Source organism: Micromonospora sp. WMMA1976 (assembly GCF_027497335.1).
Taxonomy (GTDB): domain Bacteria; phylum Actinomycetota; class Actinomycetes; order Mycobacteriales; family Micromonosporaceae; genus Micromonospora; species Micromonospora aurantiaca.
On the sequence record NZ_CP114912.1, the window covers coordinates 4762706 to 4786440 of the forward strand.

Here is a 23735-nt window from a genome sequence, read left to right on the forward strand (position 1 = left end):
GTCAGCCGCCGGAGTCGTCCAGCTCGGCGCCGTCGGGCGGGGTGTCGTCGTCGCGGCTGGCCAGCCAGCCGTCGGGCAGGAAGACCTTGCCCGGGGAGTTGGTGCGGCCGCGCGGCTGCCCGAGGTTCTCCACCGGGAACGGTACGGCCGGGTCGAGCTTGCCGAGCAGGTCGTCGAGCTGCGCCAGGCTCTCGATCATGGCGAGCGAGCGGCGCAGTTCGCTGCCGATCGGGAAGCCCTTCAGGTACCAGGCGACGTGCTTGCGGAAGTCGGTGCAACCGTCCCGCTCGCCCCGGGCCGGGTTGCGCGCACCGGCCACGAACTGCTCCACCAGCAGCTCGGCGTGCCGCCGCATGGTCACCGCCACCTCGCCGAGGCTCGGCAGCCGCCGCTCGGCGCTCCCGTTGAACGCGGCCTCCAGGTCGGCGAACAGCCACGGCCGGCCCAGGCAGCCGCGCCCGATCACCACACCGTCGACGCCGGTGTGCGCGACCATCCGCAGCGCGTCGTCGGCCTCCCAGATGTCGCCGTTGCCGAGCACCGGCACGTCGAGCGCCGACTTGAGCGTGGCGATCGCGTCCCAGTCGGCGGTGCCGGAGTAGCGCTGCGCGGCCGTACGCCCGTGCAGGGCGACCGCCGCGACGCCCGCGTCCTGCGCGGCCAGCCCCGCCTCGACGTACGTCAGGTGGTCGTCGTCAATGCCCTTGCGCATTTTGACGGTGACCGGCACCCCGGCGGGTGACGCGGCGTCCACCGCGGCCTTGACCAGCCGGGCGAACAGCCGGCGACGCCACGGCAGGGCCGAGCCGCCACCCTTGCGGGTCACCTTGGGCACCGGGCAGCCGAAGTTGAGGTCGATGTGGTCGGCCAGGTCGCGCTCGACCACGATCCGTACGGCGGCGGCGGTGATCTCCGGGTCGGTGCCGTAGAGCTGGAGGCTGCGGGGCTGCTCCTCGGCGCCGAAGGCGATCATGCGCAGCGTCTTCGGGTTCCGCTCGACGAGCGCGCGAGTGGTGATCATTTCGCAGACGTAGATGCCGCCGCCCTGCTCACGGCAGAGCCGGCGGAAGCCGACGTTGGTGATCCCGGCCATCGGCGCGAGCACCACCGGCGGCCACACCCGGTGCGGGCCGATGGTCAACGCGGGCAGGATCGGAGCAGTCACCTGACCAGTGTAGGGAGGGGTTCTCGGGTATCGACGCCTACCGGGCCGCCACCCGCTGCGGCGCGGGCTCCGGCGCGGTCCCGGGGTTCCCCGCCGGCATGATCAGCAGCAACGCGAGGACGCCCAGCCCACCCGCCACGGCGCCGAAGAACTGCACGACGCCGTAGCCGACCCCGGCGGCGAGCAACGTGAGGAAGACCGCCACGGAGACGGCCCCGGCCACGTGGGTGGTCGACTCGAACACGGCCGAGGCCGTTCCCTGGTCGCCCGGCGGTGCGTCACCGACACACACGCGGGTCAGCCCGACGTAGATCGGACCGGCGCTGAGCCCCCAGGCGACCAGGATCGTCGTCACGAGGATCAGCGGGCCGCCCGCGTTGACCGCCACCAGCGCGAGCGTGACCGCGCACAGGGCAAGCGCCACCGCGACGACCCGCCGCGCGCCGAACCGGCGGATCAGCGCGCCCGCCGGAGCGGCGCTGACCAGCGCGCCGAGCAGCACCGGGGCCAGCACCAGCCCGGCGCCCGCCGGGGACAGGCCGTGGATCTCCTGGAGGTAGAGACTGCCCACGACCACCACCACCGCGTACGCCGCCGAGTGCGCGGCGAAGGCGAGGCAACCGGCGACCAGCGGGCGCGACCGGAACAGGGACGGCCGGACCAGCGGGTCGGCCACCCGCCGCTCGACCCGCACCAGCAGGAACAGCAGTACCAGGGAGGCGGCGACAGCGCCGAGCCCGACCGGGTCCGGACCCGACTCGGCGATCCGGTTGGCACCGAAGATCAGCGCGAGCAGCATGCCGGTGGCGAGGACCGCGCCGGCGAGGTCCAGCCGCTGCCGGCCGCCCGGTTCGGGCCGGCTCGCCGGCAGCAGCAGCCGGGCCGCCACCATCGCCACCAGTCCGACCGGCACGGTGGCCAGGAAGACCCAGCGCCAGCCCAGGTGCGAAGTGATCAGGCCGCCGACGATCGCCCCGGCCAGGCCGGCCGTGTTCGCGGCGGCGGCGACCACCGCGAACACCCGGCTGCGCCACGGCTCGTCGGGGAAGAACGTCGCCGCCGAGGCCAGGGTCGCCGGGATGGCGAGGGCCGCCCCGGCGCCCTGCAACACCCGGCCGAGCAGCAGCGGGAACAGCGCGGTCGCCAGCCCGGCCAGGGCCGAGCCGAAAGTGGCCAGCGCGAGGCTGACGACGATCAGGCGGCGGCGCCCCCACAGGTCGCAGAGCCGGCCCCCGAGCAGCAGCAGGCCGCCGATGCTCAGCGAGTACAACGTGACGACCCACTGGAGGCGGGCCGGGCCGAGGCGGAACTCGTCACCGATGCGCGGCAGCGCGGTGGCCACCGCCAGGCTGTCGAACAGCACCAGGAACATGGCGCTGGCCAGGACCAGTGCGGTGGGCCACCGATGCGCCACCACCGCGGGCGCCGGGGTGACAGTCGGTCCGCTGGTCGCCTGCCGCATCTCGCCCCCTCCGCTGCCGGTGAGGGATCTGCTACCCGGCGCTCCCGCCGGCTAACGCCACCGGCCTCGCGGGATCCAGACATGTCGACCTGTCGTCCCCGCGCGGAGGACATGAAGAAGGGCGCCGTCGGCGACGGCGCCCTTCTTCGTGCGACGTCAGCAGCCGGGCAGGCGCTCGATCAGGTAGCGCTCGACCTGATCCAGCGAGACGCGCTCCTGGGCCATCGTGTCCCGGTTCCGGACCGTCACGGCGTTGTCGTCGAGCGTGTCGAAGTCGACGGTGACGCAGAACGGCGTGCCGATCTCGTCCTGCCGGCGGTAGCGGCGGCCGATCGCCTGCGAGTCGTCGAACTCGACCACCCAGCGCTTGCGCAGGTCGGTGGCGAGCTGCTTGGCCTTCGGCGACAGCGCCTCGTTGCGCGACAGCGGCAGCACGGCGACCTTGACCGGGGCCAGGCGCGGGTCGAACCGCATGACGGTGCGCTTGTCCACGCCGCCCTTGGTGTTCGGCGCCTCGTCCTCGTCGTACGCCTCGAGCAGGAACGCCAGCACCGCGCGGGTGAGGCCGGCGGCCGGCTCGATCACGTACGGCATCCAGCGCTCGCCCTTGCCCTGGTCGAAGTACGACAGGTCGACGCCGGAGTGCTTGCTGTGCGTGGACAGGTCGAAGTCGGTGCGGTTCGCGATGCCCTCCAGCTCGGCGAACTCGCTGCCGCCGAACCGGAACCGGTACTCGATGTCGACGGTGCGCTTCGAGTAGTGGGAGAGCTTCTCCTTGGGGTGCTCGTAGAAGCGCAGGTTCTCCTCGGACAGGCCGAGGTCGAGGTACCAGTTCCAGCGCTCCTGAAGCCAGTACTCGTGCCACTGCTCGTCGGTGCCGGGTTCGACGAAGAACTCCATCTCCATCTGCTCGAACTCGCGGGTCCGGAAGATGAAGTTGCCCGGGGTGATCTCGTTGCGGAACGACTTGCCGGTCTGCGCGATGCCGAACGGCGGCTTCTTGCGGGCGACCGTCTCCACGTTCTTGTAGTTGACGAAGATGCCCTGGGCGGTCTCCGGGCGCAGGTAGTGCATGCCCTCGTCGCTCTCCACCGGGCCCAGGTAGGTCTTCATCAGGCCGTTGAACATCTTCGGCTCGGTGAAGGTGCCCTTGTTGCCGCAGTTGGGGCAGTTCAGCTCCGTCAGCGAGGTCAGCGGCTTGCCGTGCTTGGCCTCGTACGCCTCTTCCAGGTGGTCGGCCCGGAACCGCTTGTGGCAGGACTGACACTCGGTGAGCGGGTCGACGAACTCGGCGATGTGGCCGCTGGCCTCCCAGACCTTGCGGGCCAGGATGACCGCCGAGTCGAGGCCGACGACGTCGTCGCGCTGCTGCACCATGGTCCGCCACCACTGCCGGCGGACGTTCTCCTTCAGCTCGACGCCGAGCGGACCGTAGTCCCACGCCGACCGGGTGCCCCCGTAGATCTCGCTGGAGGGAAAGACGAAGCCCCGGCGCTTGGCGAGGCTGGTGACGGCGTCGATACGGTCGGCTGGCATGTTTCCTCCTACGCCGGCTGGCGGTCGGCGCGGTTGAGATGGATGGAACCGGGCTGTTCGGGACAACGGTACGACCGTGTCCGTCCCGAGCCCAGCAGAATACCGGGGGCCGGTCAGCTCACCCCGCAGACCTCCACGCCGCCCGTCTGCTGGTCCGGTGCCAGCGTCACGGTCTGCGCCTCCCGGCGGCCGCCGGCGAGTGTGACGTCCACCGGCACGGTGAGCGTGTTGAGGTCGACCTCGCCGACCCGGTAGCCGGAGATCTGCGGCTCGGTCGCCACCCGCCGCTCGAACTCGCGCCGGGGCTCGCGTCGCCGGATGTCGTCGCAGAGCGTGTCGTACGCCTTGGACCACTCCCGGGCCACGAGCGCCTGGTAGTAGTCGTTCGTGACGGCCCGGCCCTGCTCGCCGATCGCCTGGGCGTTGCTCACGGCCAGGCCGACCACCGCGGCGCCGCCTCCGCCGCAGCAGATCAGCACTGCGAGCGCGCCCGCGCCGAGGCCGAGCCAGAGCCGGGTCCGCCCGCCCTCGGTGGGCGGGGCGGCGAACGGCGGCACGGCACCGGGCCCCTGCGGCGGCGCGGGCACCCCGGGGTCCGCCGGCGGCGCGGGCGGAACTGACGACGGGGGTGGCGCGGCCGGTCCGGGAGCGGTCATACGCGCCAGGGTAGTGCCCCGGCACTCAGCGGTACGGGCCTGCGGCACGATCGCTGGCGACGACGACGATCTCCCCCTCCGGGGCGGCGCCGGCGAGCGTCTCGTACGCCGACGGCTCGTCCACCGATCGGGCGAGCAGCGGCACGGCGGTGACCTTGACGTCGAATCCGCCGAGCGCCCGGCGGTACGCACCGACCGACTCCCACTCGGTGACCAGGAGCCAGTGGTCCGGGTCGTCGAGCGCCCGCAGCAGTTCACCGCGCAGGTAGCCGGGGCGGGCGGCGAGCGCGGCCAGCGCGGCGTGCGCCTCCCGGGTGAACTCGTCCACCGTTTCGGCTTCCACCACGAACCGGTTGGTGACCAGCACGGCGTTCCTCCTCGTAGAGTTTGTGGCATGCAGCGTACGCAGAGTCCCGTGCTGTCCCGGCTGGCACGGCTCAACCCGACGGCGGTGTTCCTGGCCGCGCTGGCCCTGGTGCTTGTCGGCCTGTTCGCGCCCGGCCCGGCGGGTGGCGTCCTGCTGCTCGTGCTGGCCGGCGGGCTGGTCTGGCTGATGTCGGTCACCTGGCCGGTGCAGGCCCCGGCGACCCGGATGCTCCGGCTGGTGATGTTGACCTTGTTGATCGCGGTGGCGCTGGCGAAGCTCATGGTCGGCTGACCGCACGAAGCAGAGCCGAGCTGACCTGCGCTGACATGCAATCATGCGTTTTTGACAATAGTTTTCGTTGTCGCGGACAGTTGAGCCCATGACCGTTCGTGCACCGCGCCGCATCCTGACCGCCGCAACCACCGCCCTGCTCGCCGCCGCCGGCCTGACCGCCTGCGCCGACGGCTCGGGCGGCGCGAGCGAGCCCGGCAGGGTCGACGTGGTGGCCGCGTTCTACCCGCTCCAGTTCCTCGCCGAGCGGATCGGCGGCGACACGGTCGCGGTCAGCAACCTCACCAAGCCGGGCGCCGAGCCGCACGACCTGGAACTCAACCCGCGCCAGGTCGGCCAGGTGGTCGACGCCGACGTGGTCGTCTACCTCAGCGGCTTCCAGCCGGCGGTGGACGAGGCGGTGGAGCAGAACGGCGGCGACCGCGCGTTCGACGTGGCGGGCGTCACGCCGCTGCGGGACGCCGCCGCCGGTGGGCACGACCACGACCACGAGGGCGAGGCCGGGCACACCGAGGAGGGCGGCGGCAAGGACCCGCACGTCTGGCTCGACCCGACCCGGCTGGCCACCATCGGCGACAAGCTCGCCGAGCGGCTCGGCAAGGCCGACCCGGACCACGCCGCCGACTACACCGCCCGCGCCGGCGCGCTGCGCGCCGAGCTGACGAAGCTCGACACCGAGTACGCCGACGGCCTGCGCACCTGCCAGCGCCGGGAGATCGTCACCAGCCACACCGCGTTCGGCTATCTGACCGAGCGCTACCAGCTGGAGCAGATCGGCATCAGCGGGCTCACCCCGGAGTCCGAGCCGTCCCCGAAGCGCCTCGCCGAGGTCGCCGAGGAGGCCCGGGAGCACCAGGCCGGCACGATCTTCTTCGAGACGCTCGTCAGCCCGAAGGTCGCCGAGACGATCGCGCGTGAGGTCGGGGCGAAGACGGCGGTCCTGGACCCACTGGAGGGCCCGCCCGCCGACGGCGACTACCTCTCCGCGATGCGCACCAACCTGCAGACCCTGCGAACCGCTCTGGACTGTTCATGACCTCACCCGTGATCGAGATCGCGCACGCCACCGTCGGCTACGACGGCCGCCCGGTGCTGCGTGACGTCTCGCTGACAGTGACCGCTTCAGAGGTGGTCGCCGTGCTCGGCGCCAACGGCTCCGGCAAGTCGACGCTCGTGCGCGCCGCGCTCGGCCTGGTGCCGGTCGGCGCCGGGTCGGTCGCCCTGTTCGGCACGCCGCAGCGCCGCTTCCGGCAGTGGCACCGCATCGGGTACGTGCCGCAGCGGCTCGGCGCGGGCAGCGGAGTACCAGCCACCGTGCGCGAGGTGGTGGCGTCCGGGCGGCTGGCCCGCCGGGGCGTACTGCGTCCGGCCGGGCGGGCGGACCGGGAGGCGGTGGCGGCGGCGCTGGACGCGGTCGGGCTCGCCGACCGGGCCGGCGACCCGGTGTCGACGCTCTCCGGCGGCCAGCAGCAACGCACCCTGATCGCCCGCGCGCTGGCCGGCCGGCCGGAGCTGCTGGTGCTCGACGAGCCGACCGCCGGGGTGGACGCGGCGAGCCAGGAGGCGTTCGCCGGGGCGCTGCGCGCGTTCCGCGACGGCGGCGGCACGGTGCTGCTCGTCGCGCACGAGCTGGGCCCGCTGCGCCCGCTGATCAGCCGGGCCGTGGTGGTGCACCAGGGCGGGATCGCCCACGACGGCGCGGTGCCCGAACCGGCCGGTCACCACGCCGACCCGGACCACGAGCACGTGCACCCGCACTGCGACGAGGAGCCCGCCCGGCTCTGGACAGGCATCTGAGATGGATCTCTTCCAGTACGACTTCATGCTCCGCGCCCTGGTCGGCGCGCTGATCATCGGTTTGGCCGCCCCGGCGCTCGGCATCTACCTGGTGCAGCGGCGGCTGGCGTTGATCGGCGACGGGCTCGGGCACGTGGCGCTCACCGGCGTCGGCGCGGGGCTGCTGCTCAACCGCTCGCCCGTGCTGGTGGCGGTGATCGCCGCGACGCTCGGCGCGGTGGTGATCGAGCTGGTCCGCGCGTACGGGCGCACCTCCGGTGACCTGGCGCTGGCGCTGCTGTTCTACGGCGGCATCGCCGGTGGCGTGATGCTGGTCGGGCTCTCCGACGCCAGCAGCGGGTCGCTCAACGCGTACCTGTTCGGGTCGCTGACCACCACCTCCCGCACCGACCTGATCACCATCGGCGTCCTCGGCGTGGTGCTGCTGGTGACCATGCTGGTGCTGCGTCCGGCGCTGTTCGCGGTGTGCCACGACGAGGAGTACGCCCGGGTGTCCGGCCTGCCGGTGCGGACACTGAACCTGGTCATCGCGGTCGGTACCGCGGTCACCGTGACCATCGCGATGCGGGCGGTCGGGGTGCTGCTGATCAGCGCGCTGATGGTGGTGCCGGTGGCGACCGCGCAGCAGGTGACCCGGGGCTTCCGCTCCACCATGACGGCGGCCATGGCGCTGGGCCTGTTCGCCGCCGGCACCGGGGTCTGGGTGGCCGCCACCGCCGACACCGCGCCCGGCGCGTCGGTGGTGCTCGTCGCGATCGGCTCGTTCCTGCTGGTCGCGCTCGCGGCGGCCGGTGTGCGGGCGCTGCGGCGGCGGGTGCGGGCCGACCGGGCCACGCCCCCGCCCGAGCCGGTCGAGCACGAGGTGCTGCTGCGGTGAGGCCCTGCCCGCCGGCGCAGCTGGGATTGGTTACCGTTACAGGGTGACCGGCACGAACGGGTACGACGCCTTCGAGGGTGCGGGTGACCTGCTGCGCGCGCTCTCGGCCCCGATCCGGCTCGCGATCGTCAGCGAGCTGGCCGAGGGCGAGCGCTGCGTGCACGAGCTGGTCGAGAAGCTCGGTGCGCCGCAGCCGCTGGTCTCCCAGCACCTGCGGGTGCTGCGCGGCGCCGGGGTGGTGCGCGGGTCGCGGCGCGGCCGGGAGATCGCGTACGCGCTGGTCGACGACCACGTCGCGCACATCGTGGCGGACGCCGTCAGTCACGCCGGTGAAGGGTCGCACTGAGCGGGAAATCGGCCAGGTGCCGACGCGCCCGCGCCGTGGGACGCTGTCCGGCGTGAAGATCTACGCCGACCGTTTTCCCACCGCCGTCCGCCAGTTCCTCACCGACCTGCTCGTGGTCGTCTGGGTGTACGCGGCGATCCGCTTCGCGCTGTGGCTGCACGACGTGGTCGAGAAGCTCGCCGTACCCGGGCAGAAGCTGGAGGGGGCCGGCGGTGGTCTCGCCGACAACCTGGCCGACGCCGGCGGCAAGGTCGGCCGGGTGCCGATCGTCGGCGACGAGCTGACCGCGCCGTTCACCCGTGCCGCCGACGCCGCCCGCGCGGTCGCCGAGGCGGGCCGCGACCAGCAGGAGCTGGTCGGGCAGCTCGCGCTCGGGCTGACCGTCGCGGTGCTGGTGTTCCCGCTCGGCCTGGTGCTGTTCGGCTGGCTGCCGCTGCGCCTGCGCTGGATGCGCCGGGCCGGCGCGGCGAAGGCCCTGGCGGGCGTCCCGGCCGGCCGGGACCTGCTGGCGCTGCGCGCACTGGCGGGTCAGCCGCTGTCGAAGCTGACCCGGATCGCGCCCGACGTCGCCGAGGCGTGGCGGCGCGGCGACGACGCGACTGTCGACGCGCTCGCCGCGCTGGAGCTGCGCGAACTGGGGCTGCGCGGCGGCCGGTAAGGTGTGCGGGTGCTGTACTTCCTGATCGTCGTCGCCGTGCTGCTGCTCGGGTACGCGGCCGTGCTGGTGAGTTTCGTCCGCAAGGGCCGCAAGATCCCGCCGTCGGCGTACCTGGTGCTGGCCGGGCTCAACGGCCTGATCCTGGCCGGCGTCCTGGCCTGGGCGATCGCGCGCTGACCGCCCGCGGCGGCCGTCCGGGTGGGACGACCGCCGGGCGGGCGGGGCGGGGTCAGCCGGCGGGCGGGATGCGACGGCGGACGTCCTGCTCGGTGGACGCCCCCGGTTCCCAGCGGGCCACCCAGGGCAGGTCGGCGGGCGGGGTGACGACACCCTCCTCCACCGAGGCGTACCGGCCGGCGACGATCCGCTTGGCGGCGGCCACGTCGACCGAGTCGGTGTTCGACCACAGGCCGGTGAACAGCTCGTCGACGCGCAGCCGCGCCTGACGGCAGAACAGGTCGGCCAGCTCGACGTTCTCCGGGTGCGCGTCCCGCTCGGCGTAGGCCCGGACGCAGACCGCGCTCATCGCGAACAGCTCCGCGCCGATGTCCACCACCCGGCCGAGGAACGCCTGCTTGCGCTCCATCTTCCCCTGCCAGCGGGACATCGCGTAGAACGTCGACCGGGCCAGCTTGCGGGAGGTCCGCTCGACGTGGCGCAGGTGCCCGGCCAGCGGCCCGAACTCCTGGTACGCCCCGGGCGTCTGCCCCTTGCCGACGGCGAGCGTGGGCAGCCACTTCGCGTAGAAGGCGCCGGCCCGCGCGCCCGCCTTCGCCTTGCGGCCCAGCCCCGCGTCCGGGTCGATGATGTCGCCCGCGACGGACAGGTGCGCGTCGACCGCCTCGCGGGCGATCAACAGGTGCATGATCTCGGTGGAGCCCTCGAAGATCCGGTTGATCCGCAGGTCGCGCAGGAGCTGCTCGACGGCGGCCGGCCGTTCCCCGCGAGCGGCGAGCGAGTCGGCCGTCTCGTAGCCGCGGCCACCGCGGATCTGGATCAGCTCGTCGGCGATCCGCCAGGCCATCTCGCTGGCGTAGAGCTTGACCAGCGCCGCCTCGATCCGGATGTCGTTGCGGTCGTCGTCGGCGAGCATGCAGGACAGGTCGAGCATCGACTCCATGCCGTACGTGGTGGCGGCGATGAAGGACAGCTTCTTCGCCACCGCCTCGTGCTCGCCCACCGGGCGGCCCCACTGGACCCGGTCCGCCGCCCACTCGCGGGCCACGTTGAGCGCCCACTTGCCGGCGCCGACGCACATGGCCGGCAGCGAGAGCCGGCCGGTGTTCAACGTGGTCAGCGCGATCTTCAGGCCCTTGCCCTCGCCGCCGATCACGTTCTCCTTCGGCACGAACACGTCGTGGAACCGGGTGAGGCTGTTCTCCAGGCCGCGCAGCCCGACGAAGGAGTTGCGCCGCTCCACGGTGATGCCGTCGCTGTCGCCCTCCACCACGAACGCGGTGATGCCGCCGCGCCGCCCCTCACCGGCCGGCACCCGGGCCATCACCACCAGCAGCGTGGCGAGCGTGCCGTTGGTGGCCCAGAGCTTCACCCCGTTGAGCCGGTAGCCGGTGCCGTCGGCGGTGGGCTCGGCGGTGGTGGCGAGCCGGGCCGGGTCTGAGCCGACGTCCGGTTCGGTGAGCAGGAACGCGGAGACCTCACCGGCGGCGAGCCGGGGCAGGAACCGATCCTTCTGCTCGGGCGTGCCGAACATCTTCAGCGGCTGCGGCACGCCGATCGACTGGTGTGCGGAGAGCAGCGCGCTGACCGCCGGGTTCACCGAGCCGACGAGCATCAGCGCCCGGCAGTAGTGCAGGTTGCTCAGGCCGAGCCCGCCGTACTTCCGGTCGATCTTCATGCCGAACGTGCCGAGCCCGGCCAGGCCGTGGAACACCTCGTCGGGGATGCGCGCGTCCCGCTCGATCGCCTCGCCGTCCACCTCGGACGTCAGGTAAGCGCGCAGCGCGCCGAGGAACTCGTCGGCGCGGGCCACCTCGGCCGGGTCGGGGCGGGGCCACGGGTCGATCAGGTCGAGCCGGAACCGGCCGAGGAACAGTTCCTTGCCGAAGCTGGGCCGGTCCCAGGCCGACTCGCGGGCCGCCTCGGCGACCTGGCGGGCCTCCTTCTCGGAGACCTGGCCCGCCTCGGTGGGCAGCGGCCCCGCGCCGTCCGGTGACTCGGGCCGGCTGTTCTGGGTCGTGGTCACGGCTGCCTCCTCGTCGGTCCGGCTGCGTCGACACGTGCGACGAAAACGACGCTACCCCCGGGTGTTACCCAGGGGTAGCGCTGCGTGCACGTCCGATTTGGCGGACCGTCAGTCGGTCAGCGACTGAGGGCTGTCGTCCTCGTCGTCGATGTCGTCCTCACCCCAGTTGCGCCTGCTGAACGGCAGGATCGCCCAGAAGATCAGGAACCACACGCCGGTGAGCGCGCTGAGCAGGAACGCGATCGGCCGGTCCAGCACGAAGTCGGTGACCAGCAGGACCGAGCTGACCATCGCGATCAGCATGAAGAACAGGCCGCCGGTGGCCATCCGGTGGGCGAACCGGACCAGCTCCGGCTTACGCCCCTGCCGGAACAGCGCCCGGTGGAACGCGACCGGAGAGATGATCATCGCGGCGGACGCGGCGGCGGTCAGCAGCGCCAGGATGTAGACGTCGCGCTGGAACTCCGTGGTCCGGCCGAACCCGTTGCTGAACGGCAGCGTCAGCAGGAAGGCGAAGAGGATCTGCACGCCTGTCTGCGCGACCCGCAGCTCCTGCAACAGATCGGCGAAGTTGCGCTGCCAGCGCTGCTTCTCGGATTCCTTTGACACTCGCGGACCTCCCCGGGAGACGGCACGGCCGGCGGGTGAACGCCCACCGGCAGGAGCGCCTGTGCCCCGTACGGCTGATCACGAAACCGGTTCAGGATCCCCGGCGGATGCGGCCCGCGTACCGTGCCTCCAGCTCGGCGTTGTGCTCGTCGCCGCCGGTGATGTTCGCGGACAGGTAGACCGGCGGGCGCTGCCCCGCCGCGACCAGCCGGGCCACCACCTCGGTGACGATCTGCTGGGCCAGCAGCGCGGCAGTGATCGAGGAGACCGCGCCGACCGCGCCGCCGCCGGGTAGCGGCAGCGTGGCGTCGCCGTACGGGGCACCGTTGTCCAGCACCACGTCGGCGAAGTCGGCGAGCTTGCGGCCGGACGGGTGCCGCGAGGTCATCCGCGCCGAGTGCTGCGCGGAGGTGATCGCCACCAGGCCGTGCCCGCGTTCCTTCACGACGGACGCGAACTCGACCATCGCCCCGTTCACGCCCGAGTTCGAGGCCAGCACGAACACGTCCTGCGGCCGGATCGGCGCCAGCTCGTAGAGGCGGTGCGCCACCGCCGGATCGCGTTCCAGCTTCGGGCCGAGCACGTCGGCCGGGTCGCCGCCGACCAGCACCAGGTCACGCAGCGCGATCCGGTTGGTGGGCACCAGGCCGCCGGCCCGCCCGGCGATCTCCATGGCCAGCGCCTCGGAGTGCCCGGTGCCGAACGCGTGCACCACCCCGTCGGCCTGCAGTGCCGCCGCGATCAGGTCGGCCGCTTCGGCGACGTTCTGCCGCTGCTCGGCGGCGACCCGGCCGATCGTCTCGGTCACCACCGCCAGGTACGCCTCGGCGCTCACCGTCATGCCTCCTCCGTTCCTGCGCACCGGGCGAGGATCGCCTCGGCCAGCGGGCCGGGCGCCTCGTCCGGGATCCAGTGGCTGACGCAGGACAGCGTCACGAACCGGTAGTCACCGGTGACGTGCGCCGCGCACGCCTGCGCGGCCGTCCGGCCGATCGCCACGTCCTTGTCGCTCCAGACGAACGTAGTAGGCACCCCGACCGGCGCGACCGCCTTCATGTCCGCCCCGGTCATCGCGCGGTACCAGTTCAGCGCCGCCGTCAACGCGCCCGGCTCGCGCATCGGCTCGGCGTACCGGGCGACCGCTTCGGCGTCGCCCACGCCGCTCAGCAGCTTGCGCAGCGTGGCGCCGTTCCACGCCAGCAGCACCTTCTCCGCCGTACCGGGCTTGCGGAACAACGCGATGTACGCGGACTTGACCTTCTGCCGGGGGTCGGTGGCGAGCGCGTGGCCCATCGCGGACGGGTGCGGCACCGACACCGCGGTCAGCGTCCGCACCCGGTCCGGGTGCGCCGCCGCCAGGCCCCACGCCACGATCGCGCCCCAGTCGTGGCCGACCACGTGGGCGCGAGTCACCCCGAGCGCGTCGAGCACCGCGGCCGCGTCGGCCACCAGCTCCGGAATCCGGTACGCCCCGACGTCGGCCGGACGCGCGCCGGGCGAGTAGCCGCGCTGGTCGAGCGCGTACGTGCGCAGCCCGGCGGCGTGCAGCGCGGGCGTGACCGCGTCCCACTCACCGGAGTGCTGCGGGAAGCCGTGCAGCAGCAGGACGGGATCACCGCCCTCGGGGCCGCCGGCGCGTACCTCGAACGTCAGTCCCCGCGCATCCACCAGCATGATCGCCACCATACCGACACTCGCCCTGCTGGGCCGGGGGCCGTGGTCGGTGCTAGCGTCTGCGACGAGACAACTTCACATCCGACAGGGGAGCGCACAGCGCTGAGAGTGCGGGCCGGTGCCCGCAGACCCTCGAACCTGATCTGGGTAATGCCAGCGCAGGGAGTTCGGTCGACCTCCAGCCGCGTCGCCGTCCGGTGACCACCGGGCGCGGCGTGCGTCTTCTCCTGGTTCACCTCGACGAACTGGGAGCCAACCGTGAACCGTACCGACAGCAACCGCTGGCGTACCGTCGACATCGTCGTCGCCTCGGTCATCGCCGTCGCCTTCGGCGTCGTCTTCTGGGCCTGGGGCCTGCTCTGGAGCGCCACCGACGCGGCGTTCGCGTTCTTCCCGCCGGCACAGGCCGTGCTCTACGGCGTGTGGCTGATCCCGGCGGTGCTCGCCGGCCTGATCATCCGCAAGCCGGGCGCTGCGCTGTACTGCGAGACCGTGGCCGCGATCATCTCCGCCCTGCTGGGCAGCCAGTGGGCGAGCATCGTGATCCTCCAGGGCCTGATGCAGGGCATCGGCGCCGAGCTGGCCTTCGCCGCGTTCCGGTACCGCTCGTTCCGACTGCCGGTGGCGGTGCTGGCCGGTGCGCTGACCGGTCTCGGCGCGGCGATCTTCGACTTCGTCTACTGGAACAAGGCGTTCGACTTCGCCTCCTACCGCCTCCCGTACGCGCTGATCACGATTGTCAGCGCCACGATCGTCGCCGGTCTGGGCGCGCACGTCCTCACCCGCGCGCTGGCGAACACCGGCGTCCTGGACCGCTTCCCCGCCGGCCGGGATCGCGCCCTGGTCTGAGGCTCGCCTCGCACCGCCCCGGTGATCAAGGAGTTTGCGTCCGCCGGGCACGGTTTCCCGGACGCGAACTCCTTGATCACGCAGGCTGGGCCGGGAGAGGGGGTGGGTGGGCGGTGAGCGGGGTGGTACTGCGGGGGTTCGGGTGGCGGCACGGGGGACGGAAACGCTGGGCTCTGCGCGGGGTGGATCTGCGCGTGGAGAGCGGCGAGCGGGTGCTGCTGCTCGGACCCTCCGGCGCCGGCAAGAGCACGCTGCTGGCGGCGCTGGCCGGGCTGCTGCCGGAGGACTCCGGCGAGCAGGAGGGAACCGTCGAGATCGACGGGCTGGACCCGCGCAAGGCCCGCGAGCGCGTCGGCATCGTCTTCCAGGACCCGGTATCCCAACTCGTCATGGCCCGCTCCGGTGACGACGTGGCGTTCGGGCTGGAGAACCGTGGCGTACCCGCCGGGGAGATCTGGCCCCGCGTCGACGAGGCGCTGCACCGGGTCGGCTTCCCGTACGACAGGGACCGCCCCACCGCCGCGCTCAGCGGCGGCGAGCAGCAGCGGCTCGCGCTGGCCGGCACGCTCGCGCTGCGCCCCGGGCTGCTGCTGCTCGACGAGCCTACCGCCAACCTCGACCCGGCCGGCGCCGGCCTGATCCGCCGGGCCGTCGCGAATGCGCTCGACCCGGACACCACGATGGTCCTGGTCGAGCACCGGGTCACCGAGGCGCTGCCGCTTGTCGACCGCGTCGTGGTGCTGGAACCCGGCGGCGGGGTCCGCGCCGACGGGGCGCCCGACGCGGTCTTCGCCGCGCACGGCGAGGCGCTGGCCGCCGCCGGGGTCTGGGTACCCGGGCACGTCGCGCCGCCCCGGCACGCCACCACGCCGCCCGGCGACGTGCTGCTCACCGCGGAGCGGCTCGGCCTGCCGCCGCGGCTCGACCCCACCGATCTTCGGGTACGCGCCGGCGAGGCGCTCGCCGTCCTCGGCCCCAACGGGGCCGGCAAGTCCACACTGGCACTGCTCCTGGGCGGCCTGCTGAAGCCCGGCACGGGCGCCGTCACCGCGTCGGCGGAACTCGCCGGGCGGGACGCACGTACTCCCCCGCACCGCTGGCGGGCACCCGCGCTGGTACGCCGGATCGGTTCGGTGTTCCAGGACCCGGAACACCAGTTCGTCACCGCCACTGTGCGCGACGAACTGGCGCTCGGCCCGCGCCGCACCGGCCGGCCCGAGTCGGCGGTCACCGCCACCGTCGACGAGCTGCTGCACCGGTTGCGGCTGGACCGGCTGGCCGGCGCCAACCCGTACACCCTCTCGGGTGGGGAGGCGCGGCGGCTGAGCGTGGCGACGGCCCTGGCCACCGCGCCCCGCCTGCTGATCTGCGACGAGCCCACGTTCGGCCAGGACCGGCGGACCTGGCTGGAGCTGGTCGACCTGCTCGCCGAGCTGCGCGACGCCGGGCACGGCGTGGTCACGGTGACCCACGACGAGGACTTCGTCGCCGCGCTGGCCGACCGGACGCTCACCCTGCCCCGCTCCCCCGACGGGGTGGTCGCGTGATCGGCCTCGAACCGGTCGCCGCACCCGGCGCACCGCTGGCCCGGCGCAACCCGGTGGCGAAGCTGGCCGCCGCCGTGGTCTTCACGCTGATCCTGGTGGCGACGCTCGACCCGGTGGCCCCGGCCGTCGCCATCGCCGTCGAACTCGCGGTGCTCCCGCTGTTCGGCGTCCGCTACCGGGTGCTCGCCCGCCGGGCCTGGCCGCTGCTCGCCGGTGCCGTGGGCATCCTCGTCACGCTTGTGCTCTTCGCGGCCGACCGCTCCGGCCGTGTCCTGCTCGAAGCCGGCCCGGTGCTGGTCACCGAGGGGGTGCTCGTCACCGCGCTGGGCCTCGTGCTGCGGATGCTCGCCGTGGCGCTACCAGGCATCGTCGTGTTCGCCACCACCGACCCGACCGACCTGGCCGATGCGCTGATCCAGAACGCGAAGACGCCCGCCCGGTTCGCCATCGGGGCGCTCGCCGCGTTCCGGATGGTGCCGCTGCTGGAACAGGAGTGGCGGATGATCAGCATGGCCCGCCGGGCCCGCGGCGTGGACGCCGGCCGCAACCCGGTGGCGAAGCTGCGGCTGTTCGCGTCCACCGCGTTCACGCTGCTGGTGGGCGCCATCCGGCGGGGTACCCGGCTGGCCGTGGCGATGGACGCGCGGGGCTTCGACGCGGGTACGCCGCGCACCGTGGCCCGCCCGCAGCGCTTCACCCGCGCCGACGCGCTGCTCGTCGCGGGCGCCGCCCTGCTGGCAGCCGGCGCCCTGGCCACAAGCATCGCCCTGGGCACCTTCCGCCCCTTGATCGGCTGACCCCGAGCCCAGTCCCCGCCCAGCGCCCCGCCCCCCGCCCCGCCCCGTTGATCATGAAGTTGACGGTACCGGTTGCCCGTTTTGTCGCCGCCAACCTCATGATCAGCCAGGGTCGGGCGAGATCTTGGTACGGAAGGGCCCCTATGGGGGCCGGAATCTTCCAAGATCTTCGGGGATGCTCGGGCAGGCCCCGGATGAGGGGGCCTGCCCGGTGGGCGGGCTGTCGGTCAGCTGCGGCGGAAGGCGTAGAACCGGGTCTGGCCGGCGCGCTGGCTCCGCCCGGTGAACCGGGCCTGCTGCCCTGCCGGTGGACCCGATCTGGGCGGCGTCGCGGATGCGCCCGGCAGGACCGGGGTCTCCGGAGACTCCGAGGGCGACACCGTCGGCGCAGCCAGGACTGGCGACACCGCATCCGGGGACACGGCGGGCGCCGCCGGCTCGGTGGGAAGCACCACCGGGGACACGGACGCCAACGGCTCGGTGGGGAGCACCACCGCGGGTGGCGTCTCCATGAGCGCGTCGAGGTTCGGCGTGGTCACCTGCGGCGACGACTGCTTGCGGGACTTCTTCGGATTGCGCTTCGCGGGCATTCGCGGGCCTCCTGTCGTGCGGGCGCGCCGACCGGGACGCGCCGAGCGAGGGCTCCGGTGCGTTCCGATCACGACAGACACCGCGACCGACGGTGGCGGGGAAGGAATGCGGACGCCCGGAGCAGGACGGGTCCACGGCACTGGCGGCGGTGGACCGGGCTCGGAGGTGGGGCGTCACATACGCATGCGGCAACGCTACCCCGCCACCGGACGCCCCGCACCCGAATTAACGCAAGGACGCACGGCCACGCCTCGGTCACGCCCTGTCGACGTCCCCGCCCGCTCCCCCGGCGACCGCGATACGGTCGCAGCACGGCAGCACGAACGAGAGGTGGCGGTACGCATGGCAGAGCAGGCGACGGCGCAGATCGGGGTCACCGGTCTGGCGGTGATGGGCCGCAACCTGGCCCGGAACCTGGCCCGCAACGGCTTCGCCGTGGCGGTGCACAACCGGTCGCCGGAACGTACCCGCAGCCTGGTCGCGGAGCACGGCGACGAGGGCACGTTCGTGCCGTCGGAGTCGCTCGCGGACTTCGTCGGCTCGCTGGAGCGGCCCCGCGCGGTGATCGTGATGGTGAAGGCCGGCGCGCCCACCGACGCGGTGATCGACGAGCTGATCCCGCTGCTGGAGGAGGGCGACATCGTCGTCGACTGCGGCAACGCGCACTTCGCCGACACCCGCCGCCGGGAGGAGGCGCTGCGCGAGCACGGGCTGCACTTCGTCGGCACCGGTGTGTCCGGCGGCGAGGAGGGCGCGCTGCTCGGCCCGAGCATCATGCCCGGCGGGTCGGCCGAGTCGTACCGCAAGCTCGGGCCGATCTTCGAGAAGATCGCCGCGCAGGTGGACGGCGAGCCCTGCTGCCGGCACATCGGGCCGGACGGCGCGGGCCACTTCGTGAAGATGGTGCACAACGGCATCGAGTACGCCGACATGCAGCTCATCGCCGAGGCGTACGACCTGTTGCGGGCCGGTCTGTCGGCGAGCCCGGCGGAGATCGCGGAGATCTTCCGGGAGTGGAACGGCGGCGAGCTGGGGTCGTTCCTCATCGAGATCACCGCCGACGTGCTCGGCCACACCGACGCGGCCACCGGCCAGCCGTTCGTGGACATCGTGCTCGACCAGGCCGAGCAGAAGGGCACCGGCCGCTGGACCGTGCAGAGCGCGCTGGACCTCGGCATCCCGATCACCGGCATCGCCGAGGCCACGTTCGCCCGGTCGCTGTCCGGTCACGCCGACCAGCGCGAGGCCGCCCGCCGGGTGTTCGCCGACGCGGGCGACAAGTGGCAGGTGGACGACCGGGACGCGTTCGTCGAGGACGTGCGCCGCGCGCTCCTGGCCAGCAAGATCGTCGCGTACGCGCAGGGCTTCGACCACATCCGGGCCGGCAGCCGGGAGTACGACTGGGACATCGACCTGGGCGGTACGGCCACGATCTGGCGGGGCGGCTGCATCATCCGGGCCGGTTTCCTGGACCGGATCCGGGAGGCGTACGACGCGGAGCCGGACCTGTCGACGCTGCTCGTCGCGCCGTGGTTCGCCGAGCGGGTCAGCGCCGGCGTACCGGCCTGGCGACGGGTGGTGGCCGACGCGGCCCGGGCGGGCGTGCCGGCCCCGGCCTTCGGGTCGTCGCTGGCCTACTTCGACGCTCTGCGGGCGCAGCGGCTGCCGGCCGCGCTGATCCAGGGCCTGCGGGACGACTTCGGCGCGCACACCTACCACCGGGTGGACCGGCCCGGCTCGTTCCACACGCTCTGGGCGGGCGACCGCTCCGAAGTGGAGGCGTGAGCCGCACCGGCAGCCCGGCCGGACGCCTCACCAGGCCCGCTGGCCGTCCGGGTCGGGCGCCCACCCGGCGGCCGGCTCGCCCGCCGCCAGCTCGCCGATCTCACCGGAGCGGACGGCGGGGGTGTGCCCGAGGTCGGCGCACCACCGCTGGGCGACGTCGGCGCACAGTGCGGCGACGGCGTCCCGGCGAGCCGGCTCCACCAGGTCGGCGGCGGCCAGGGCAGCAGTCATCTCGTACCGGAGATCGCGCATCCTCCACCCCCGTGGCGGGCGCGCACCCGGCGGCACGCCCTGCGCCGATCGTAGAGCGCGACGCCCCGCGCCCGGCGGGAAAGCCGGATGCGGGGCGTCACGGTCGGGCCGGATGCCGGCCACGGCCACCAGGGCCGGACGTCGCGGTCAGAAGAACCGGCGACGCTTGGCCTTCTGCGGCCGGACCAGGTCGGCGCCCTTGGTCAGCAGACGGCTCACCCCGGACGGGCCGCGACGGGCCTCCAGGGTGTGGCTGAGCCGGCGCGCGCCGGCCGCTGCCAGCGGCACGGCGACCGCCATGAACGCCCACTGCGCGATCCGCTTCTGAATCATGTGGTTCACCTCCGCGTTTGCTGTCTGGAGGTATCGGTACCCAGCGCGGCGCCCCGGTAAGCGTGACGTCAGGCGCCCGGGGCGACCGGGTTGGGCAGGGCACCGCCGAAGCGGCGGTCGCGTTGCGCGTACAGCTCGCAGGCGTACCAGAGATGACGGCGGTCGAAGTCGGGCCAGAGCGTGTCCAGGTAGACCAGCTCGGCGTACGCGGTCTGCCAGAGCAGGAAGTTGGAGATGCGCTGCTCGCCGGAGGGGCGCAGGAACAGGTCGACCTCGGGCACCTCGGGGTGGTAGAGGTACCGCGCCACCGTCTTCTCGTTCACCTTCGCCGGATCCAGCTTGCCGGCGGCGACGTCACGGGCGATCCCGGCGGCGGCGTCGGCGATCTCGGCCTGGCCGCCGTAGTTGACGCAGAACTGCAGCGTCAGCGTCGAGTTGCCGCGCGACATCTCCTCGGCGGTCTGCAGCTCGGAGATGACGCTCTTCCACAGCCGGCCGGCGCGGCCCGACCAGACCACCCGTACGCCCAGGTCGACGAGCTGGTCGCGGCGGCGGCGGATGACGTCCCTGTTGAAGCCCATCAGGAAGCGGACCTCGTCGGGCGAGCGCCGCCAGTTCTCGGTGGAGAACGCGTACGCCGACAGGTAGGGGATGCCCATCTCGATCGCGCCCTCGACGGCGTCGAACAGGCTGTGCTCGCCCTGCTCGTGCCCCTTGGTGCGGGGCAGCCCGCGCTCCTTGGCCCAGCGGCCGTTGCCGTCCATCACGATGGCGACGTGGCGGGGCACCGCGGCGGGCGGCAGCGCCGGCGGACGGGCGCCGGAGGGGTGCGGGGTCGGCGGCACCGGCTCGCGGCGGGTCGCCCTCGTCGATCGGATCACTCGGTCATCTCCCTGTTCACACCGGCGACTGGCCCGGCGCCGGAGCGCGGCGGGACCACATCCGGTCCCGCGACGCCGGGCGGCGGGACCGCGCCGGCCGCCGGGGCACCCCGGTCGACCAGCGGCAGCGAGCGTAGCGCGCGCTCCAGATGCCACTGGAGGTGCGCCGCGACCAGCCCGCTGCACTCCCGGCGTACGCCGGTCTCCGCCGCGTCGGCGTACCCCCAGTCGCCGGAGGTCAGCGCGGACATCAGCTCCAGCGTGGCGGGCGCGGGGTGGGCGGCGCCCGGCGGGCGGCAGTCCGGGCAGACGGCGCCGCCGGCCGGTACGGAGAACGCGCGGTGCCGGCCCGGCTCGCCGCACACGGCGCAGGCGGCGAGCGCCGGCGCCCAGCCGGCGAACGCCATGCCGCGCAGCAGGTACGCGTCGAGCACCAGCGTGGTGGCGTGCTCGCCCCGGGCGAGCGACTTCATCGCGCCGAGGGTGAGCTGGAACAGTCGCAACGACGGCTCGCGCTCGACCGGGGTGAGTCGCTCGGCGGTCTCGGCGATCGCGCTGGCCGCGGTGTAGCGGGGGTAGTCGCCGAGGAACCGCTTGCCGTACAGCTCGATCGCCTCGACCTGGCTGACGGTGTGCAACGAGCTGCCCTGGTTGCCCTTGGGGTCACCGGCGAGCTGGAGGTCGACGTGCCCGAACGGCTCCAGCCGTGCGCCGAACCGGCTCGTGGTGCGCCGCACGCCCCGGGCCACCGCGCGCAACCGGCCGTGCCGGCGGGTGAACAGCGTGATGATGCGGTCGGACTCGCCCAGCTTCTGCACACGCAGCACCACCGCGTCGTCGCGGTAGAGCTGTCGGCGGTACCCGGCCATCAGGCCATTCTCCCTCCGGGTGCGATCTCAGGGTCGGCTCGGGGTGCACCGGCGGGCGATCCCCGATGTGCCGGGCGCCGAGCCGGTCCTAATGTGCTGGCCATGGCTTCGCTCCGCACCGCGGTGGCCGCGACCGCTGCCGCCGCCCTCATCGTTCTCTCCGGGTGTGACACCCTCTCGTTCCGCCGCCTCGACTACGACCACACCGAGCGGACCAGGATCACGAAGATCACCGTGGACGACGACGGCGCCGGCGACGTCGTGGTGCGGGCCAACGGCCCCGCCGACCAGGTACGCGTCAAGCGCGTGGTCCGCTACCAGGGCGACGAGCCGACCAGCCGGTACGAGATCAAGGGCGACGAACTCGTCCTGCCCACGGACTGCGGGCACCGGTGCAGCATCTCCTGGGAGGTGACCGCGCCGCCCGGTGTGGTGGTCCGCGGTGGCACCGGCTCGGGCAACGTCGACCTCACCGACGTGGGCGCCGTCGAGTTCACGCTCAGCTCCGGCGACCTGACCATCAGGGGCACCACCGGCGAGGTCCGTGCCTCCACCACGTCGGGCAACATCCGGGTCGTCGAGGCGGCCGGCCCGGTGCGGCTGCGGGCCCGCTCCGGCGACATCGAGGCCCGCCGGCTCGCCTCCGCCGTCGACGTGGAGACCACCTCCGGCAACATCGTCGTCGAGCTGGACGAGCCGGCTCCGGCCCGGGTGCACGCCACGAGCGGCGACGTCGACCTGGCCGTACCGGCCGGCCGCTACCGGGTGCGCGCCACCGCGACATCCGGCGACACCGACGTACGCGTCACCGACGACCCGACCGCGTCGGTGACGCTCGAAGCGTCCGCCACCAGCGGCAACGTCACGGTAAGCACGCGCTGAGCGGGCCGCGCCCGGTGGTCGCTCAGTCGCCGCCGGGCGCGTCCCGCCGGGACGCCGGGACGCCGTCTCTCCGGCCGGGGTCCTCGGGCGGGCGACGCGGGCCCGGCACCCGGGCGCCGACGCTGACCAGCGCGTCCTCCGCCCCGGCGGGGGCCGGGCTGGCCGGGGCGGCCGCCGCCCGGTCGGCCACGGTCCGCCGCGGCTTGCCGGGGAGCAGTTCGGGGGTACGCCGGGCGGCCACGTCCTCGACCCAGCCGACCATGAGCGTCACCACGCCGACGAGCGCGAAGACCAGCCCCACCCGCAGCCACAGGCCCACCGGGTCGCGTGGCGACCAGCCGACCAGGCCGACAAGCGGGGTGAGGAGCACCACGAACGGCATGTGCCAGAGGTAGATGGTCAGCGCGCGCCGGTTCACCACAGTGACCGCCCGGCCGAGCGCCGGCACGCGGTCGACCCAGGTCACCCCCGCCGGCGCCCGGCCGATCGCCACCAGGATGAACGCGGCCGACCAGAGCGCGTTGCCCAGCGGGATGTCGTTGATGTCGTACCCGCGCGGCCCCGGGTGGGTGACGATCCACGCCAGCCCGGCAGCGCCGACTACAGCGGCCACCGGCAGCAGCACCCGGTTGCGCATCCGGCGCAGCATCCCGTCGTGGTGGGCGAAGCCGAGCAGCCAGGCGCCGAAGTAGAGGCCGAACTCCCGCAGCACCGTCGGCGGGTTCGCCAGGAGGCCCACCTCGATCGCGACCAGCAGCAGGTACGGGGCGGCGAGCGTGGGCAGCGGCGCCCGGCGGAACAGCCGGAGCACCAGCGGTGAGGCGAGGACGAACCACAGGTAGTCCCGCAGGTACCAGATCGGACTGAGCGCCAGCCCGCCCCAGTAGTTGGCCGGCGGGTCGCTGATCGGGAAGAGCCAGAGGAGCACCTTCGGGCTGAACGCCAGCCCGGTGAGCAGCATGGCCGGCACGAAGACCGCGGCGACCACCCACAGCGACGGCAGCAGGCGGCGCAGCCGGCGGCCGACCGCGCGTACCCCGCTGCGATCGAGTGACGCCGCCATCAGCGACCCGGCCAGGGCGAACATCACCGACATCGCCGGGAACACCAGCGTGAGCGTGGCGTAGCCGGTGACGTGGTAGGTGACGACGCGCAGGATGGCCAGGAAGCGGAGCAGGTCCAGGTAGCGGTTTCGCATCAGCTCGCGGCGGGGTCCGGGGGCAGAGACAATGGTCCCTACCCTGCTCCCGGACACTGTGAAACAAGCAAGAACACCTATGGAAAGTGAGATGTCCCATAGGTCTGGCT

General features: G+C 73.3%; 27 protein-coding genes and 1 riboswitch. Of the genes, 12 read left to right on the forward strand and 15 right to left on the reverse strand.

Going from position 1 to position 23735, the window contains the following annotated elements:
* Position 1 precedes the first annotated feature (1 nt).
* From dusB to O7546_RS21805, 5 genes are all read right to left on the reverse strand, one after another.
* Positions 2-1093, reverse strand: coding sequence for a tRNA dihydrouridine synthase DusB (gene dusB, locus O7546_RS21785; RefSeq protein ID WP_281601176.1), 1092 nt, complete (start codon positions 1091-1093; stop codon positions 2-4).
* A 109-nt stretch (positions 1094-1202) separates the two neighbouring features.
* Positions 1203-2627: an MFS transporter gene (locus tag O7546_RS21790; protein ID WP_269697474.1), complete on the reverse strand. Its 1425-nt coding sequence runs from the start codon at positions 2625-2627 to the stop codon at positions 1203-1205.
* A 156-nt stretch (positions 2628-2783) separates the two neighbouring features.
* Entirely contained in the window at positions 2784-4163 is a 1380-nt protein-coding gene (locus O7546_RS21795; protein WP_194802327.1) for a glycine--tRNA ligase, read from the reverse strand.
* A 113-nt stretch (positions 4164-4276) separates the two neighbouring features.
* Entirely contained in the window at positions 4277-4750 is a 474-nt protein-coding gene (locus O7546_RS21800) for a hypothetical protein (protein WP_194802396.1), read from the reverse strand.
* Positions 4751-4844: 94 nt separating this feature from the next.
* Positions 4845-5186 (reverse strand): antibiotic biosynthesis monooxygenase family protein, encoded by a 342-nt coding sequence (locus O7546_RS21805; RefSeq protein ID WP_194802328.1) that lies wholly within the window; start codon positions 5184-5186, stop codon positions 4845-4847.
* A gap of 27 nt (positions 5187-5213) precedes the next feature.
* Between O7546_RS21805 and O7546_RS21810 the strand changes: the two genes are divergently transcribed.
* The 7 genes from O7546_RS21810 (at position 5214) to O7546_RS21840 (ending at position 9332) form a co-directional block, all read left to right on the forward strand.
* Positions 5214-5477, forward strand: coding sequence for a DUF6703 family protein (locus O7546_RS21810; protein ID WP_120568528.1), 264 nt, complete (start codon positions 5214-5216; stop codon positions 5475-5477).
* A gap of 88 nt (positions 5478-5565) precedes the next feature.
* Positions 5566-6513, forward strand: a complete 948-nt coding sequence (locus O7546_RS21815; RefSeq protein ID WP_194802329.1) for a metal ABC transporter substrate-binding protein — start codon at positions 5566-5568, stop codon at positions 6511-6513.
* Positions 6510-7274, forward strand: coding sequence for a metal ABC transporter ATP-binding protein (locus O7546_RS21820; RefSeq protein ID WP_194802330.1), 765 nt, complete (start codon positions 6510-6512; stop codon positions 7272-7274). Before O7546_RS21815 ends, O7546_RS21820 begins: the two co-directional genes overlap by 4 nt.
* A 1-nt stretch (position 7275) precedes the next feature.
* Entirely contained in the window at positions 7276-8151 is an 876-nt protein-coding gene (locus tag O7546_RS21825) for a metal ABC transporter permease (protein ID WP_135241564.1), read from the forward strand.
* 43 nt (positions 8152-8194) lie between these two features.
* Entirely contained in the window at positions 8195-8497 is a 303-nt protein-coding gene (locus O7546_RS21830; protein ID WP_013287947.1) for a metalloregulator ArsR/SmtB family transcription factor, read from the forward strand.
* Between the two features lie 52 nt (positions 8498-8549).
* Positions 8550-9155, forward strand: coding sequence for a hypothetical protein (locus O7546_RS21835; protein WP_194802331.1), 606 nt, complete (start codon positions 8550-8552; stop codon positions 9153-9155).
* A gap of 9 nt (positions 9156-9164) precedes the next feature.
* Positions 9165-9332: a hypothetical protein gene (locus O7546_RS21840; RefSeq protein WP_194802332.1), complete on the forward strand. Its 168-nt coding sequence runs from the start codon at positions 9165-9167 to the stop codon at positions 9330-9332.
* Between the two features lie 52 nt (positions 9333-9384).
* Here O7546_RS21840 and O7546_RS21845 read toward each other — a convergent pair whose 3' ends face one another.
* From O7546_RS21845 to O7546_RS21860, 4 genes are all read right to left on the reverse strand, one after another.
* Complete coding sequence (locus O7546_RS21845) at positions 9385-11358, reverse strand: acyl-CoA dehydrogenase family protein (RefSeq protein ID WP_194802333.1); 1974 nt, start codon at positions 11356-11358, stop codon at positions 9385-9387.
* Positions 11359-11466: 108 nt separating this feature from the next.
* Entirely contained in the window at positions 11467-11967 is a 501-nt protein-coding gene (locus O7546_RS21850) for a DUF6328 family protein (protein WP_194802334.1), read from the reverse strand.
* 91 nt (positions 11968-12058) lie between these two features.
* Complete coding sequence (locus O7546_RS21855; RefSeq protein ID WP_269697476.1) at positions 12059-12808, reverse strand: SIS domain-containing protein; 750 nt, start codon at positions 12806-12808, stop codon at positions 12059-12061.
* Positions 12805-13641 carry an alpha/beta hydrolase gene (locus tag O7546_RS21860; protein WP_281599997.1) on the reverse strand — a complete coding sequence of 279 codons (837 nt, stop codon included), beginning with the start codon at positions 13639-13641 and terminating at the stop codon, positions 12805-12807. Before O7546_RS21860 ends, O7546_RS21855 begins: the two co-directional genes overlap by 4 nt.
* Before the next feature lie 76 nt (positions 13642-13717).
* A riboswitch (TPP riboswitch) is annotated at positions 13718-13824 on the forward strand.
* Positions 13825-13899: 75 nt separating this feature from the next.
* On the opposite strand from O7546_RS21860, the gene O7546_RS21865 reads away from it, so the two are divergent.
* From O7546_RS21865 to O7546_RS21875, 3 genes are all read left to right on the forward strand, one after another.
* On the forward strand, positions 13900-14490 hold the full coding sequence (locus O7546_RS21865; RefSeq protein ID WP_194802337.1) for an ECF transporter S component: 591 nt from the start codon (positions 13900-13902) through the stop codon (positions 14488-14490).
* 113 nt (positions 14491-14603) lie between these two features.
* Positions 14604-16037, forward strand: coding sequence for an ABC transporter ATP-binding protein (locus tag O7546_RS21870; RefSeq protein WP_194802338.1), 1434 nt, complete (start codon positions 14604-14606; stop codon positions 16035-16037).
* Complete coding sequence (locus tag O7546_RS21875; RefSeq protein WP_194802339.1) at positions 16034-16834, forward strand: energy-coupling factor transporter transmembrane component T; 801 nt, start codon at positions 16034-16036, stop codon at positions 16832-16834. The genes O7546_RS21870 and O7546_RS21875 overlap by 4 nt, the downstream gene beginning before the upstream one ends.
* Positions 16835-17061: 227 nt before the next feature.
* Here O7546_RS21875 and O7546_RS21880 read toward each other — a convergent pair whose 3' ends face one another.
* Positions 17062-17424, reverse strand: coding sequence for a hypothetical protein (locus tag O7546_RS21880; protein ID WP_281599998.1), 363 nt, complete (start codon positions 17422-17424; stop codon positions 17062-17064).
* 343 nt (positions 17425-17767) lie between these two features.
* On the opposite strand from O7546_RS21880, the gene gndA reads away from it, so the two are divergent.
* Positions 17768-19210, forward strand: a complete 1443-nt coding sequence (gene gndA, locus O7546_RS21885; RefSeq protein ID WP_194802341.1) for an NADP-dependent phosphogluconate dehydrogenase — start codon at positions 17768-17770, stop codon at positions 19208-19210.
* A gap of 27 nt (positions 19211-19237) precedes the next feature.
* Here gndA and O7546_RS21890 read toward each other — a convergent pair whose 3' ends face one another.
* The 4 genes from O7546_RS21890 to recO form a co-directional block, all read right to left on the reverse strand.
* Entirely contained in the window at positions 19238-19462 is a 225-nt protein-coding gene (locus O7546_RS21890) for a thioredoxin reductase (protein ID WP_128138750.1), read from the reverse strand.
* 147 nt (positions 19463-19609) lie between these two features.
* Positions 19610-19795 carry a hypothetical protein gene (locus O7546_RS21895; protein ID WP_194802342.1) on the reverse strand — a complete coding sequence of 62 codons (186 nt, stop codon included), beginning with the start codon at positions 19793-19795 and terminating at the stop codon, positions 19610-19612.
* 68 nt (positions 19796-19863) lie between these two features.
* On the reverse strand, positions 19864-20640 hold the full coding sequence (locus O7546_RS21900) for an isoprenyl transferase (RefSeq protein WP_194802397.1): 777 nt from the start codon (positions 20638-20640) through the stop codon (positions 19864-19866).
* A gap of 32 nt (positions 20641-20672) precedes the next feature.
* Positions 20673-21545, reverse strand: a complete 873-nt coding sequence (recO, locus tag O7546_RS21905; protein WP_194802343.1) for a DNA repair protein RecO — start codon at positions 21543-21545, stop codon at positions 20673-20675.
* 102 nt (positions 21546-21647) lie between these two features.
* Between recO and O7546_RS21910 the strand changes: the two genes are divergently transcribed.
* The gene (locus tag O7546_RS21910; protein ID WP_194802344.1) at positions 21648-22427 is read left to right on the forward strand and encodes a DUF4097 family beta strand repeat-containing protein; all 780 of its coding nucleotides are present in this window, start codon (positions 21648-21650) and stop codon (positions 22425-22427) included.
* Positions 22428-22449: 22 nt separating this feature from the next.
* Here the strand turns inward: O7546_RS21910 and O7546_RS21915 are convergent, their stop codons facing one another.
* Positions 22450-23625, reverse strand: a complete 1176-nt coding sequence (locus O7546_RS21915) for an acyltransferase (protein WP_194802345.1) — start codon at positions 23623-23625, stop codon at positions 22450-22452.
* Between the last annotated feature and the right edge of the window lie 110 nt (positions 23626-23735).

Coding starts and splice junctions, on each gene's coding strand:
- dusB (WP_281601176.1), bottom strand. CDS start 1,093: ATGGCCGGGATCACCAACGTCGGCTTCCGCCGGCTCTGCCGTGAGCAG.
- O7546_RS21790 (WP_269697474.1), bottom strand. CDS start 2,627: ATGCGGCAGGCGACCAGCGGACCGACTGTCACCCCGGCGCCCGCGGTG.
- O7546_RS21795 (WP_194802327.1), bottom strand. CDS start 4,163: ATGCCAGCCGACCGTATCGACGCCGTCACCAGCCTCGCCAAGCGCCGG.
- O7546_RS21810 (WP_120568528.1), top strand. CDS start 5,214: ATGCAGCGTACGCAGAGTCCCGTGCTGTCCCGGCTGGCACGGCTCAAC.
- O7546_RS21815 (WP_194802329.1), top strand. CDS start 5,566: ATGACCGTTCGTGCACCGCGCCGCATCCTGACCGCCGCAACCACCGCC.
- O7546_RS21820 (WP_194802330.1), top strand. CDS start 6,510: ATGACCTCACCCGTGATCGAGATCGCGCACGCCACCGTCGGCTACGAC.
- O7546_RS21825 (WP_135241564.1), top strand. CDS start 7,276: ATGGATCTCTTCCAGTACGACTTCATGCTCCGCGCCCTGGTCGGCGCG.
- O7546_RS21855 (WP_269697476.1), bottom strand. CDS start 12,808: ATGACGGTGAGCGCCGAGGCGTACCTGGCGGTGGTGACCGAGACGATC.
- O7546_RS21860 (WP_281599997.1), bottom strand. CDS start 13,641: ATGCTGGTGGATGCGCGGGGACTGACGTTCGAGGTACGCGCCGGCGGC.
- O7546_RS21880 (WP_281599998.1), bottom strand. CDS start 17,424: ATGCCCGCGAAGCGCAATCCGAAGAAGTCCCGCAAGCAGTCGTCGCCG.
- gndA (WP_194802341.1), top strand. CDS start 17,768: ATGGCAGAGCAGGCGACGGCGCAGATCGGGGTCACCGGTCTGGCGGTG.
- O7546_RS21890 (WP_128138750.1), bottom strand. CDS start 19,462: ATGCGCGATCTCCGGTACGAGATGACTGCTGCCCTGGCCGCCGCCGAC.
- O7546_RS21895 (WP_194802342.1), bottom strand. CDS start 19,795: ATGATTCAGAAGCGGATCGCGCAGTGGGCGTTCATGGCGGTCGCCGTG.
- recO (WP_194802343.1), bottom strand. CDS start 21,545: ATGGCCGGGTACCGCCGACAGCTCTACCGCGACGACGCGGTGGTGCTG.
- O7546_RS21910 (WP_194802344.1), top strand. CDS start 21,648: ATGGCTTCGCTCCGCACCGCGGTGGCCGCGACCGCTGCCGCCGCCCTC.
- O7546_RS21915 (WP_194802345.1), bottom strand. CDS start 23,625: ATGCGAAACCGCTACCTGGACCTGCTCCGCTTCCTGGCCATCCTGCGC.